The 13,345-nt window shown below is 42.9% G+C and carries 14 protein-coding genes; 9 read left to right on the plus strand and 5 right to left on the minus strand.

The genetic code is table 11. The features are described 5' to 3' along the window. Positions 1–267: 267 nt before the first annotated feature. The 4 genes from C1S73_RS02730 to C1S73_RS02745 form a co-directional block, all read right to left on the minus strand. Complete coding sequence (locus tag C1S73_RS02730) at positions 268–1,359, minus strand: linear amide C-N hydrolase (protein ID WP_038871172.1); 1,092 nt, start codon at positions 1,357–1,359, stop codon at positions 268–270. 149 nt (positions 1,360–1,508) lie between these two features. Continuing rightward, positions 1,509–1,940 (minus strand): hypothetical protein, encoded by a 432-nt coding sequence (locus tag C1S73_RS02735; RefSeq protein ID WP_038871169.1) that lies wholly within the window; start codon positions 1,938–1,940, stop codon positions 1,509–1,511. A 2-nt stretch (positions 1,941–1,942) separates the two neighbouring features. Then, complete coding sequence (locus C1S73_RS02740) at positions 1,943–2,392, minus strand: hypothetical protein (protein ID WP_038871166.1); 450 nt, start codon at positions 2,390–2,392, stop codon at positions 1,943–1,945. Further along, positions 2,385–2,981 carry a winged helix-turn-helix domain-containing protein gene (locus tag C1S73_RS02745; RefSeq protein ID WP_038871162.1) on the minus strand — a complete coding sequence of 199 codons (597 nt, stop codon included), beginning with the start codon at positions 2,979–2,981 and terminating at the stop codon, positions 2,385–2,387. Before C1S73_RS02745 ends, C1S73_RS02740 begins: the two co-directional genes overlap by 8 nt. 242 nt (positions 2,982–3,223) lie before the next feature. Here C1S73_RS02745 and C1S73_RS02750 point away from each other — a divergent pair, with 242 nt between their 5' ends. The 9 genes from C1S73_RS02750 (at position 3,224) to C1S73_RS02790 (ending at position 10,974) form a co-directional block, all read left to right on the plus strand. Further along, positions 3,224–3,745, plus strand: a complete 522-nt coding sequence (locus C1S73_RS02750; RefSeq protein ID WP_038871159.1) for a hypothetical protein — start codon at positions 3,224–3,226, stop codon at positions 3,743–3,745. An 18-nt stretch (positions 3,746–3,763) separates the two neighbouring features. Next, a complete protein-coding gene (locus C1S73_RS02755; RefSeq protein ID WP_038871156.1) occupies positions 3,764–4,282 on the plus strand; it encodes a hypothetical protein in 519 nt (172 codons plus the stop codon). Next, complete coding sequence (locus tag C1S73_RS02760) at positions 4,279–7,053, plus strand: TcfC E-set like domain-containing protein (protein WP_038871152.1); 2,775 nt, start codon at positions 4,279–4,281, stop codon at positions 7,051–7,053. Before C1S73_RS02755 ends, C1S73_RS02760 begins: the two co-directional genes overlap by 4 nt. Next, positions 7,053–7,754: a fimbrial biogenesis chaperone gene (locus C1S73_RS02765; RefSeq protein WP_307718615.1), complete on the plus strand. Its 702-nt coding sequence runs from the start codon at positions 7,053–7,055 to the stop codon at positions 7,752–7,754. The genes C1S73_RS02760 and C1S73_RS02765 overlap by 1 nt, the downstream gene beginning before the upstream one ends. After that, positions 7,754–8,794: a hypothetical protein gene (locus tag C1S73_RS02770; RefSeq protein ID WP_038871146.1), complete on the plus strand. Its 1,041-nt coding sequence runs from the start codon at positions 7,754–7,756 to the stop codon at positions 8,792–8,794. The genes C1S73_RS02765 and C1S73_RS02770 overlap by 1 nt, the downstream gene beginning before the upstream one ends. Next, the gene (locus C1S73_RS02775) at positions 8,794–9,594 is read left to right on the plus strand and encodes a LysM peptidoglycan-binding domain-containing protein (RefSeq protein ID WP_081634787.1); all 801 of its coding nucleotides are present in this window, start codon (positions 8,794–8,796) and stop codon (positions 9,592–9,594) included. The genes C1S73_RS02770 and C1S73_RS02775 overlap by 1 nt, the downstream gene beginning before the upstream one ends. Positions 9,595–9,666: 72 nt before the next feature. Continuing rightward, positions 9,667–10,107 carry a winged helix-turn-helix domain-containing protein gene (locus C1S73_RS02780; RefSeq protein WP_158654979.1) on the plus strand — a complete coding sequence of 147 codons (441 nt, stop codon included), beginning with the start codon at positions 9,667–9,669 and terminating at the stop codon, positions 10,105–10,107. A 2-nt stretch (positions 10,108–10,109) separates the two neighbouring features. Further along, positions 10,110–10,535, plus strand: a complete 426-nt coding sequence (locus tag C1S73_RS02785; protein WP_038871140.1) for a hypothetical protein — start codon at positions 10,110–10,112, stop codon at positions 10,533–10,535. Then, positions 10,501–10,974: a hypothetical protein gene (locus C1S73_RS02790; protein ID WP_227740560.1), complete on the plus strand. Its 474-nt coding sequence runs from the start codon at positions 10,501–10,503 to the stop codon at positions 10,972–10,974. Before C1S73_RS02785 ends, C1S73_RS02790 begins: the two co-directional genes overlap by 35 nt. A gap of 29 nt (positions 10,975–11,003) precedes the next feature. Here the strand turns inward: C1S73_RS02790 and C1S73_RS02795 are convergent, their stop codons facing one another. Next, positions 11,004–13,337: a hypothetical protein gene (locus C1S73_RS02795; RefSeq protein WP_038871137.1), complete on the minus strand. Its 2,334-nt coding sequence runs from the start codon at positions 13,335–13,337 to the stop codon at positions 11,004–11,006. Positions 13,338–13,345: the final 8 nt, after the last annotated feature.

Genomic DNA, 13,345 nt, shown 5'->3' on the forward strand with positions numbered 1-13,345 from the left:
TGTTGTTGAAAAGATCAGACTTTTACTACAGCACTATTATTTTCATCCGACTGATAAATAAGAAGATTAAAAAATCTCGCATAAAGTCTGTTTAATATGGAATAAGAGTCATGAAATTCATTAGCCAATAACTCGTGCTTCATAACTTACTGAATCAATACCTCAATTTTCAAAACTCTATTTGAAATTCATGATGTTTCGGAAATAAAAAAACGGAGAAGGAAAACCTTCTCCGCTTAGTGCGTTATTTATACGTTCGAGGGAAAACTAAGGTGTCACGTCTGTAAACGTAAAAGTCCCGTTATCCAACTCGCGTTTCACTTCTTGCTTTTTGTCAAAGTCAATCTTAGTCAGGTCAACTTTCTTGATTCGACTGTCGTGCATCGTGGTGTAGTACAGCACCTTGTTACCTTGATCGATCACCGAGGTCCATTGCGTCGCACTCGGCAAATCAGGGATATGTTCACGATATTCAGGCCCAAATTCTGTACCAATTGGAATATCGAAGTTGTTCAGAATGTGGAATGCTTGTGACACCGCCTCTTCGCCCGTTTTTGATTCCGGAGCAGTATTGACGAAAAACGCTGCACGAACAAATCGCGATGGTGGTGTAATGTCCCCTGGCATACCCAAGAACCCTGAGCCAATACCGAACGACTTCGCCTCAACACCACCAAACTTGGTTGGCGCACTAGTGCCCGGTTGCAAATGAATGTAGTTATTTAAATTAGTCACTTGCCATGGGAACGTTGGCGAGTTCGTTAATACACCTACTTCGTTGTCGTAGATGTGTACTTGGCCATGATCCATGATTTCGATGACGATGTTGTTACCCGCTTTGTCGGTAACACGCCAGTGCCCAGTTGGTGAAGGCTGTCCTTTCTCATCGATATAAACCGGAACAATATCGATGTTTTTCATCGCTGTTTTAACTTCATCGACGGTTTTGAACTGCGACAGCATCCAACGAACAAAGTCCATATCAGCGATGCTGTTTGCACGGTCTTTCGCATCGTACGCTTTTAACGAGCCGTAACCTTTGAAGTAAAACAAACCGGCAGTCAGCCCTTCTTCATTGATGCCTTCGCCAATGAAGCGATCGTCACTGACGGAGATCCCAACAAAGCCGTACTTACTCTTCCAACTCAAACCTTGTTTCTGGTCCAGCATAGTTGAAGTAAACATGTAATCACGGGGAGCAACAATCAACTTGCTGTTGAGATCGTTCTCGCCCCACTCAATTGTGCGAGCATGAATGTGGTCATTCGCCACAGTAGAAAGAGAGATGCCAGTACAAGCACTCGCCGGAACGATAATGCTCGCAGAAAGCGCCATAGCAAGGAGGGTTTTCTTTATCATTTTTAGATCCACCAAGGAGGAGTAACATTTCGCGATTGTAGTACTTTCTAGGTAACTTACAATCGAAAGATATTAAAATGGTGGAATATAAACTTACTCGTGTAGACACAAAATAGCGCTCTAGTGATTAGAGCACTACTCCTTACTCATTATAGAATTCCCAAGTAACCTTCAATAGTTACTGGGTACATAGAAATGCCTTTGCGTGGGTCCTCTTCGATGAATTTGATCGAGTACTCTTTGTCGGACTTTTGATTAAGCTTGAAAACGATAACAATTCGATGTCCCCTCAGAAACTCGTTAATATCAAACGCATCATCAGCGGCGACTTTATCTCGGCGCACCTGAAACAGATACAAAGTGTCAAACAGAGAAGCATAATATCCCGTATTCACAACATGTGTCTTTGAGAGATAGTTCGCTTCGAGTTTATATCGACCATGAGAGCCGATAAATTTAACACTCCTATCACCGAAATCCCCTTCCATTAGAAAACTACTGCTGACTGCATTAACCCATGGAATGGACAATAGAGCGATGAGTAACATTAGGTAGATGATTGCTTTTTTCCTTGTAGTCATTATCACCACCCTACCAAGCGGCCATTGAAGACCACTTCATCAAATAAATGTTCACTCTCTGCTTTTTGCATCTTACCGATCCACTTACCATCACCTCGATCTGCAAGCTTCACGTGAGTTAGCCCTCGGAAATAACGAGATAAATCTAAACTGATCACTTTCTCAGCAAACTCGGGCTCAAGACCTTCGATGTAATTCCCATCAAGTGAAAAGAAATACATTGAGCAGCCTAAAGACGCATAGATACCAGTGTGAACTCGGTACACTTGGCCATCAAAAGTATGGATGGTTTTGTAGAAGCCCGATTTAGCCGTCAATAAGATCTCATGCTCTTCATCTTGAAAGTGGGCGTAACCAGAAAAATAAGTACCAAGAGAAAAGAACCATGGGAGAAAAAACGCAATGCCGATTACAACGAGTAATCTAAAGCTCAGTCTTTTTACGTTAGCCACCGACTCCTCCAAAGCAATCAAAACACTCAAATGCCTCGCGATAAACGAAGTAGAAAGTGACGATGCCAACAATTATCCCGAGTGAAACCTCCCAAAAAATCGGCTTTCTGATCAGCTTTTTTATCCCTGTATGTTGAATCTCAACATGTCGAGGTTCCGATTTGTCAGCCTCCTCTTTTATGGCGGCTAGATTCTCTACAACAGGTTCCGTTGTTGCCGTTTCTTCTACTTCAGGATTACTTGCATCTGAAGCGCCATTCTCATGCTCTATTCCGACATTTTTTGCATTGATGAATACATACCCTTCACCGGGAAGGTTATTTATCTCAAAACCCAATTCGAGACTGTCGAGCTTTTTGCGTAACTTCATAATCGCAACTGCAAGCGAGTTATCTCCAACAACTCGTCCGGGCCACCCCAATTCAATCAACGACTGTTTATCGATCACCTCTCCATGAGAATCACAAAAAGCGAGAAGTAAATTATATTCACTTCGATTCAATTCAAGTGGTTGATTCTCCTTTCCCGATTCACTATCAACCAAGGTAATCGTTCTTCTAACCGTATCAATAGATAGCCGTTCGTACATCTTTAACCTCGTGCAACCCCATTAGCATTAATTGTTGTATAAAAAAATATAAATTCAAATTTTTCATGCTCTTATAAATAAAATTCAACTGAATTAAATCTCTTTTAATTATCGATAAAGCACTATTAACAGCCTTTTATTTCCAAATTTTCTCTCAATCGATTCAAATTGCCGTCGACGAAAAACGGCTCGATTTCATATTGGATACGAACCAACAACTTTTTTAAACATAGGTGAAAAACATGAAACTTAATACATTTTTCTTGATGGGCGCGACAGCAATCACTTTCGCTTCTGGAGCGGTAAATGCAGCAGATGAAGCAAGTGCCGAAGTTATCTGGAGTGGCCTAATTGGTAGCTCTGTTCCTAGCGCAAACCTAAAGATTACAGGTGAAGGCGGCGGCGAGATTGCTTCCGGCACTCTTTTCATTGAGAAAGACGGCAAGTTCACATCTACAGAGGTGGTTCTTGAAGCTCGTGACTATGACTCTGCATTAGAAACCGTTGGTGACCGTCAGCCTCTAGCAACATGGTCATACATCAGCGCTCAAGTAATGATGGATGGTTCAATGTCATACGAAGCTGACGTAGCAGTAACTGATCAACTATCAGGCACGACATTCACTCAGGGTAACTTCAATGAACTTCAAACAGGCGTTGTTGCTCTGACGGTTAAAAATGAACAACCAATCACAGATATTGCTGTACAAGGCGAAGGTCAAGTTAGTGTTCAAATGACCGCTAGCTACGAAGACGGCCTTTAATTGACAAAAGGGGGAAACGTGAAGTTTTCTTTGATTCGTTCGTTATTTTGCATGTTGACTGGAACATTCGTTTTCAGCGTAAAAGCAGAAACACACATTTTTCAGTTGGTCAGTGAAATCGATAAAAGTCAGTTTTTCTCTCACCAGATTACTGACATCGCGTTTTCCCCTTCTTCATTAACACTAAAAAAAAATACGAAAGCGAATACATTTAATGATGCGTTCACTTTGTTGACGGTCACGACAGACATTCCGAGTTCTGACCAATCAATGAAGTTTCAACTCTTTATGAAGAGCAACACTTCACAGTGTTACAGCGCGGATGAGACGGCCTTAGTAACACCGTCAGATTTTGCTCAAGTTTACATTGAGGGACAACCATTAACAGAGATTGAACCTTTGTTAATGGAGTTCAATCAAGCTTCGGATGGCGTAAAGGTTGGCGAATACGACGTCAAATTTTCTTTCGGGACCTTGCCTCAGAGCGCGAGCTTATGTCAAGGCGAACTATCTGTGCTAGCGGAGCTTTCATTGTGAATAGAATTTCCACCGTTGCTACCAGTATTTTGGTAACACTTTCGTTTAGCGACACTTCTTTTGCGGCACCGATCCCTCAAGGTTTTCAAGATTTCTATGAGCAACAAGCTCGAGATGTAGAAATCAAAGGGCTGAATGGTTCGTTCATCACGTTGCCGATGTTAGTCACATACAACTCTGTGCAACTTAAAGATCAGAATGACGTTCAAACGTTAGTGGAGCACTTAGTGCACTCTGGATTAACCAAAGTGACGGCTACGAAAATTACTAATGATTTTGTGCTTGGCGCAGAAAACAGCGTTGATTGTGTGGGTGACTTGAACCTGTGTTCTCTTAACCCTGAGTCATACGATGTTTTCTATGATTACCACACAAACAAGCTCTACATTTACGTCAACAAAACGTTGCTTGCCGATACAAAACCAGGAGCGATAAAGAAAGACTACGCGTCAACGTACAATGCAAATCCTGGCTTGATCAATCGCGCAAATTTATACACAACGTCAAGCTTTAACGGTAGCCCTAACTTGTCACTCAGTGACCAACTCATTTTGGGTCTACCTTATGGCTCGGTACACCTTGACACTTATGTTAGCAACCAAGAAGGAACCTCCGAGGTTAATTACGGTTACTACAATATCGAACACAAAAACTTGCGCCTAACCGCCGGCTATCATCAAGACCGCTTGGCATTGAACAGCACATCGTTTTTATTGAACGGCACTCAGTACCATGAAGCTAGTGTAAATCTATCTTCAAGTAAAAATCTAAGTCGAGCAAATAGCAATGATGACCAGTTTTTGTTTTTTTATGCCCCTTCTAGTGGCGTTCTAAAAGTTTACAAAGACGAACAGATCATCGTCCAAAAGTCGGTAACAGAAGGCCAAGGCAGTATTCGCTATTCAGAGCTTCCTAGTGGTGTTTACGACGTGATGGTAGAGATCACTGCAGGTTCTCAAGTGGTTTCCACAGAGTCAGTTCGTGTTTATAACGCACAAACCGATACGCTTAACACCGGAGAGTTCGACTATTTTATTTCAGCAGGTCAATTCCAAGGAGCGGATGTAGAGGTCATCAATGAAGACGATGAATTTGAAGCGCAGAAGACTGAGTCTTTCGATGCAAAGCCTTATCTTCAAGGCATAGTGGCATATAAATGGTCTGATACTCAAACCCTCGCCTTAGGCTCTACTGTGACTGAAGAGCACAACATGGGGCAAGTTGGCCTCAAAGGGTATTTACCATTTGAGAGCCGCTATGAGGTGACGGCCTCTTCAATTGATGGCCAAGCCTCTTACTTATCTGGCTACTTAAATATGGGCCGCATCGGCGTCACCTATGAAAAGCTTGATAACGAAGAGAAGAACCGCTTTGCTCAGTATCTGTATGGCGCCGCGAGTAAGGAGCAACTGAGCCTATCGAGCAGCTTTACACTAGGTAAAAAAATCCGTGGATATGGGTCGGTAAACTACTTAAATCAGGCAGATATCTACAACAACGAGCGTAAAAACTGGTTCTTATCATCAGGGTTAAGCGCACCTTTCGTGCTTGATTCTAATCTTGATGTCAACCTGAGTTACAACAACGAATCGTTGGCTTCTGACTTTGATGAAGGCGAACTGACTCTTGCTATTAATTGGTCTGTACCCTTGTCCTTTAAGCTAAGAGGCAAGTCGAGTGTCACCATAGATCAAGATGGCTTTAGTCAATACACCAACAGTCTAGAAACTCGAGATCTTCTCGAGAGTGAAGAGAAGGATCTCCGTCTAACGGCAAGCAATAGCTACTATGCAAACTCGTCGCAATCTTCACTCAATAATGTGACGGCTTATGCGGCAAACCGAAACGAACATTATCAGGCAGATGGTTTTGTGTACCTTGCGGACAACGGTGAAAAGTCAGTTAACGCATCACTAAGCAGTACACAAGTTATTGGCAAGAATAGCATTCACTTCACTACGAAGCAGAGTGATGCGTACGTCTCTGTTGATACGAAAAACAACATTCGTTTTGACAATGGAGAGGACCAAACAAAAGGTTTGTTGGTGGTAAAAGCTGACGACAAAGTGAAGCATAAAGAATACATCTATGGTGATTCTGGCTTGATTTCACTCGATAAATATCAAACCAGCACTATCGAATTAGATGTGGAGAGTGTTGCGCTGCACAATACAGGTCAGCAAAACGCGACGGGTTATACGCACCCAGGAACGGTAATTGAACTCAATTCAAATGTCAGCCGAGTCATCAGCTTTGTCAGTAAATTTAAAGATATTTTCGGTAACGACATTGAGACTATCGAATGTGAAGGCCCTGCGTGTTTGTCTATCTCAAACATTACTTCAGGTATTCACAAAGTTGATGTTCAAGAAGGGCAAACTTTCTCACTAAAGAGCGGTGGCCAGCAATGTTATTTACCATCGGTAGACGATGCAAAACAATTAAACTTTGGCACAAATTACTGCCAGCCAGATCTTGAACCATTGGAGTCAATGGTTCTGGTCAAAAACGATCGAAAAATCAATGTGATGTACATCGGTCAGTTCGATGACCTCACGGAGATCAACCAACAACTTAAGGCAATGACCAACAATGGCACTGAACTGCTAACAACGCGTTTGGGCCGTAAGTCTTTTGTTTACCTGACTGGAGATAAGGATCTTCAACTCAGTCATCAACAACGTCAAAACATTGAAAACGTCGCTCAGTACGCCAACTCGGAAACGCAACAAGAGCGCGACTTTGTACTTAATAGACCAGAAGGTAACTGATGATGAAATCACTTCCAATTTTCGCTGCTGCACTTATTTCAACGGCAGCTTCAGCAATGAACGTAGATACTATGTTGTTAGTAGGTGACGAATACGGAAACGGCGTTTTCACTATCTCAAACAACAAATCGACCACTGAGTTCATTCAATCGAATATCACTCAGCTGCAAGTTAAAAATGGCGAACTGACACGCACACCTTATACAGAGTCAAACTTCTCTGATTGGCGCGTAACCTTAACTCATCCAAAGATGATCCTTGAATCAGGCCGCCAAAAGCAAGTTGGTGTGCGTTCCTTATGTGGTAACAAATGTGACTTTAGCGAAGACCAATACTACCTAGTTAGCTTTGAACCATCACCTTACGACCCAGAAGGAAAATCACAGTCTGCTGTGACGATCAACTTTGGCTATCGTCCTCTCTTTGTGATTCCTGCGAAAACACAGAAAATCGACTACTCAGTATCACTGTCGAACGGGAAACTGCACATCAACAACACGGGTAACAGCTTCATCCGCGCTTATGTGGACCAATGTACAGATAAGGTAACAGAAGACTGCGAATTTACCGCTATGTCCTTGTCAGGCCGTGAGCGCACGTATGAATTGCCTAAAAACATCTCAAAAGATCAAGTAGAAGTGACCGTTATTAACCATGACGAAAGCTACCATAAAAAGATAACGTTAAAGGATGGCAAGTAATGATTCGTTCTGCTTCTTGGTTACTGTTGCTTGCAGCCCCGCTGGTTCATAGTGCCACGCTTAATGTTCACATTGAAGGTCAACAATTGCGACTTGAGAACGCCATAGCTTTAGGTGGCAACACATACACCTTAAGTGACTGGACAGTGGCAAGTGGTCTTACTCCGACAGATCGTTTTCTCCCGGGCGCGTACCTAACCAACAAGCCAGATGAATTGACGTTAACTGGACCGACTGGGGCAAACGTTAATGCCCCTATCGGGCTGAAAGGCGTGCAATACAACGTGTCATCTAACAATTATGTTCGTAATGACACTCAACTTGTAACCCCAAGCTGCGCAACATCGCAGCTATCTGGAAATACTGTCACTCTTGCCGATGACAGCACGCAAAGTTGTAGCGCTAGCTTTTCTCTTGATTACAGCAATGAGGTTACCCCTTTTTATTTTTACAGACCAACATTTGACTTTGATACAACCGCACTCTTGGCCGCTTTGCAAGGACAAGAGAAAGGTGTGTACACGGCAACCATTCCTGCTGACATTCGATACTACTATCAGTCGTCAGGTGGCGCCCTTACCTATCGTGTTTTATCTGACGTTTTCACCGTCAATATCGATTATGTTCCTAACAGTTTGGAAAGCATCGATGTTGCTGGTGATGGTGTAATGAACCCTACTTATGACACAACCAACCATACTGTGTCAGCTGAAACCATGTTCAATATTACCGCAACAGGAACCTTTAGCACGGGATTATCTATGACTTTGCTAACCCATGATTTCACGTTGACGTCCAACACTGGGAAGACAGAGATCCCGTTTAGTATTGAATGTACTTCCACCAACTGTGAGGACCCTATTTGGGTAGAAAATGGTGTAAACAAACTGACGAATGACGAAACAAGTTATGTACTCGATGCGCCAACCAATGTGATTAATTTTGATCTCATGGTGAGTTACCAAGATATTCCTTCAACCGAAGTTGAATCCGGCACTTACTCAGGAAGTTTCACCGTTATGTTCGAGGAGTTGTATTAATGAATAGAACTACGTTCATAATGGGAATTATTGCAGGCTTCTCTTCTGTTGCTATTGCAGAGCCTACCAACTCTACCAACTGGTACGTGGGAGGCTCCCTCACCCATAACGGCAAAACGGATACCGAGTTCTCTGATTCCTCTTTTGGAGGAGGGATAAAGCTTGGCTATCAACTCTCTCCAACCTGGGCAATAGAAGCGTCAACCAGTACATATGGCCAGCTAGATATGCTCAAAGTCGGTGAATACCGAAACACCACTCAAAACATCTCTCGCTATGGAACCGATCTGTCGTTGCTGGGCACCTTGCCTCTCTCTAAACGCTACAAACTTTACGGTGGGTTGGGCGTGATATCGGAAAACGACGAGCTCTCACCCATCGCACAAATTGGCATTCGATATGAGCTAAACCCGCTCTGGGCGTTCAACTTTGGCTACAAGTTCCTTTCCAGTCAGGAGCCAGACTATAAATTGCAATCATTGGGTTTCGGGATTCAATATCGATTCCAAAATACCAACACTCAAGTGCCCTCTCCTGTTTATGATGAGATTCAAGTGGCTTCTGAAACACAAACAGACAAGCAAGTTATATCGGTTATGGAATACACAGATCGCGACACAGAGTGTAAGGCCAACATATATCGCGTAAAAGAAGGGGATTGGTTGTACAAAATCGCAAGCCAACATCACATTTCCTTTACCGAGCTGATGTCAGCCAACGAAGGCTTTAAAACCTTACGTGATATAGACGTTATTCATCCAAAGGATACCGTCATAATCCCAAACTTGCAGTGCCAATAAACTATGTTGCTTTGTATCAATGAGGCTAATCTCGCCATTGATGCCTATGACGACTCAACAAAAAGCTTAGTCATGTCGGTATCCATGAGCGTAAGCAGCTTAAACATCGCGAAAACACTCTTCGACGACACCGACAAAATTTACAGCCGAGATGCCCTCATCGCGGCGGGTTGGCCAGATAAGCCTATCGGTTCTAACTCTCTGAACGTGAGTATCATGAAACTGCGTAGAAAACTGGCCACCATAAACTCAAACATTGAAATCCGGGCTTATCCAACGCTAGGCTACAAACTGGTTTTGCCTGTTGGTGTAAACCTAATGTCATTGCAATCAAGGGCAACCAACGACTTTGCTTCTCTCTCCGACTCAAAACAAACGGGAGAAAGAGCAGGACCATTGCAAACGCGGTCTTACCCAACTCGAGCTAACCTCCCCTCAATTCGCTGGGGAGATATTTTCCTTAGCGTTTTCATTTTGCTTTACAGCAGCGCGCTTTATTACTCTTTATACTGACTATGAACTTCAAAAGAACAATTGGCATTGCCTCGCTCATTGTTGCGATGCCTTTTATCAATGCTACTGGTGGCGATTTCACCGTGTACTCGCCCGTGACCTCAACACGACTAGAAACGCATATACAATTTTCCCATGGCTTTTATTCATCACTCCAATTCATGCCCTATGACGTTATTCGTCATAGCCAAGGGCTTTATGCAGTGATAAACGATACGGTATTTATGCTGTCTTTTAACAAGAGTTATGAATTTTTAAATGGCAATCAAAATGCAGCCCAAACAATAACGCTCAACGCTAAAGATTACCTCTCTCAAATCAACGTCGCTCAACTCGATGAAAAAAGTAACACAGTTTATCTCAGCAAGAGGTTTGAATATGAAAGGCTCGATAATGTCGAAATTACTGGTCAAATGGGCTTCTGGTAAGTTCTCTTTGTGGAAGGTGTCGATAATTATAGGGGCCTTGGTAATCCTGAGCCCATGGCTAAGTTTGCTGGGCTCTAAGTTCTCCATAGAAAGCCAATTGAACAACCCCAGCCGAAAACTCAGCGTATACGTAAACAACGGTTTGTTTACCTTCATTACCACATTAGAAAACGGAACAATGAGAAAGAGCTCCGGCATTCTTGGTTACACAAACAACAGCTTTTACTTCTTGACGCTGAGCAGTCAGTACTTGTACATCGCTGATCACTCTTCACAAGCGTTTAAAAGGGATCTCATCAACGCAAACAACCGATATTTTGACGCAAGAATTAAACGTCTGAGTAAACAAGAGTTTTTGCTTACCTATGATGAAGAGATTGAATCGGAAGGGACACAGGAGCAACTTGCCAGAATGTACGGGCAGTTGATGTGGTATTAAAAAGCTAGCCAATCTTGGCTAGCTTTTCATTAATCAAAAGACGCAAACTTAGCATCAGTAACGTATGTCATAACCCCTACAGAGTTACCATCACGACTAATTCGGCTGCTGATTTGCACCCAATAAGGTAGGCCTGGATCCATCCCTGCCCAATCCATGTTAAATGATACTGCTGGTTCTAGCGGTTTGTCTGAAGTCTCTGAAGAGTAAACCATAAAGTGGCCATTGTTATTTTCAAACCAAATATGTCTCTCATGAGAGGCAACATTCATATTCGCTAAGCCTACCGAGTTTCCATAGCCAGAAAAAACTTGCGTTCTCTCATTCCAGTAGTTGGTCACTATTTCAAACGCTTTGTTACTACGAGGTGAACCCGGTTGATTGGCTGCATCCCCCCAACCGGACTGAGGCACTATAGATACTTGCTGAACGATAAACGATAACTTACCGGATATCGCATCTTTTTCTCCAAAGTTTTTGACTTTAACGTAACCAATAAAGTTTCTTCCAGTAAAAGAGCGCTCATTAAATACAGATAGTGCTCTTATTGATCCGCCTGTTCCATAATAGAGTGATGGTATGCCGATATCATCGATCGGTAAAATCGTACCACTCTCCGCTGCAACACGATTCCACTTATTGCTTTCATTCACAGGCAGAGTTGAGGCCGTAACCGCGTCTTTAGACGAGTAAGCAATTGAAGATTTTGCATTTGAACTACTTGTAACACTGATCACTTCATTGTTAAAAGATAAGTCTGTGTATGTGGTAACTGCTGATCCGCTTGCATCCGACAAAAGAGTTTCGCTTGTTTCATAATTACTGAACACGCCTTTTTCACGTTCAGATATGATTTCAATGTTCTGGTATGGCGCTAAACTTCCGTCTGGGTCAGTTACCTTTAAAGACACATCACTTACGTTACTATAAGGGCGCGTAACATATTCAATTTCACTTGAAAAATCCTTTACCGCCTCGCTATCTAACAACACACAGGTAACGAACCCTTCACCTGTTAACTTCGCTAACTCAGAAATCGTCCCATCTGTCGCGTTAATGCTCTTACCAGCAGTTTCGGAGATCATATCTGCACTCCAAAAATCTGCACCTGCAGGCCAGTTTTGAGAGGTAAAAAGGTTACCTTGATTTGCAATGAGTAATTCCCATTCACGGTTGATTGGCAGACGTCCATTCCTTGTCGCACAGTAGTTTTGCGCTTGTTCAAGGTTCATGGTGACCACTTCCGCTCCTTTCGACCCAGTAACCCCATCTTGTGCTTGATAATTCGTATACGCGGTATTGGTATAGTCCGCTAGCACCTTACTTACAGGGGCTGTAAATGTAATATCTGCACCAATTGTTGAGTCGTAAACCGTTACATCATCCCAATCTTGCACAAGGCTAAAATCAGGCTCTATTTCAAGATAAACTTGTCCAACCGCGTATCCACCGCGACCATCATTAATGGTGTAAGCAACTTCATGTGCTCCCGGTTCTGAGGAACGAAAAGTAAAGGTATGCTCAGATGCGGACGTAATTTCCGTCTCCGCATTGTAAGCTCTAACAGATTCGAGGATCACCGCATCTTCTGCATCAGAGATATAGTCCGTTAAATCAATCGTCACCAACATCCCTTTATCTAACTTCCCTTCACGGACATAGTTAAGGGCAACTGGCGGCGTATTCTGCGTATCAGAAACAGCAACATCAATCGTTCCTAGCTTGGTGACAGAACCATCTGTCATTGAGTAAGTAACTCGAGAAACGCCCACCTCAAATGGAGTAAAAGTAAGCACGTTGTTCGCCGCATCGCTATCCACGATACCGGCGCCAAGCACAGATGCATCAGACGATAGATAGAACACTGATGTATCAAGCTCCTCGGCTAATTCCTGAGAAAGGTCAATCACAACAGGCGTATCAATATCCGTCGTTTCTGCAAGGTTGGGTAATGTATTATCAGCTGCTGTTTCAGACACAGAAACACGAGCAATTGAAGATTCCTCACCCACATATAGCTCACTATTCTGTGGCACAACTGTGTATTCGTATTGGCACTCGCCTACTTCATCAGAACTTGTCGTAAATGACTGTTCACCAATGGACGTAACCTGACAACTATCTCCTGATATTGAGCGCACAGATGTCACCTTCATCGCCGCGCTGACTTCATTTGTAGCCAAAACGTCGATAGCAACCTCTTCACTCACCAGTCCTTTAGATTGGATAGGAGAAGTTTCTATGTTCACTGTCTCAGGAGAGCTTCCTTCAACACTGTTGGATGATGAATCATTACCAGAACCACCATTACATGCAGAAAGAAAACACATCACCACTGGAGTTAGTATTAAAGACTTTTTCATTGTGTTCC

The organism is Vibrio jasicida 090810c (assembly GCF_002887615.1).
GTDB classification, from domain to species: Bacteria; Pseudomonadota; Gammaproteobacteria; order Enterobacterales; family Vibrionaceae; genus Vibrio; species Vibrio jasicida.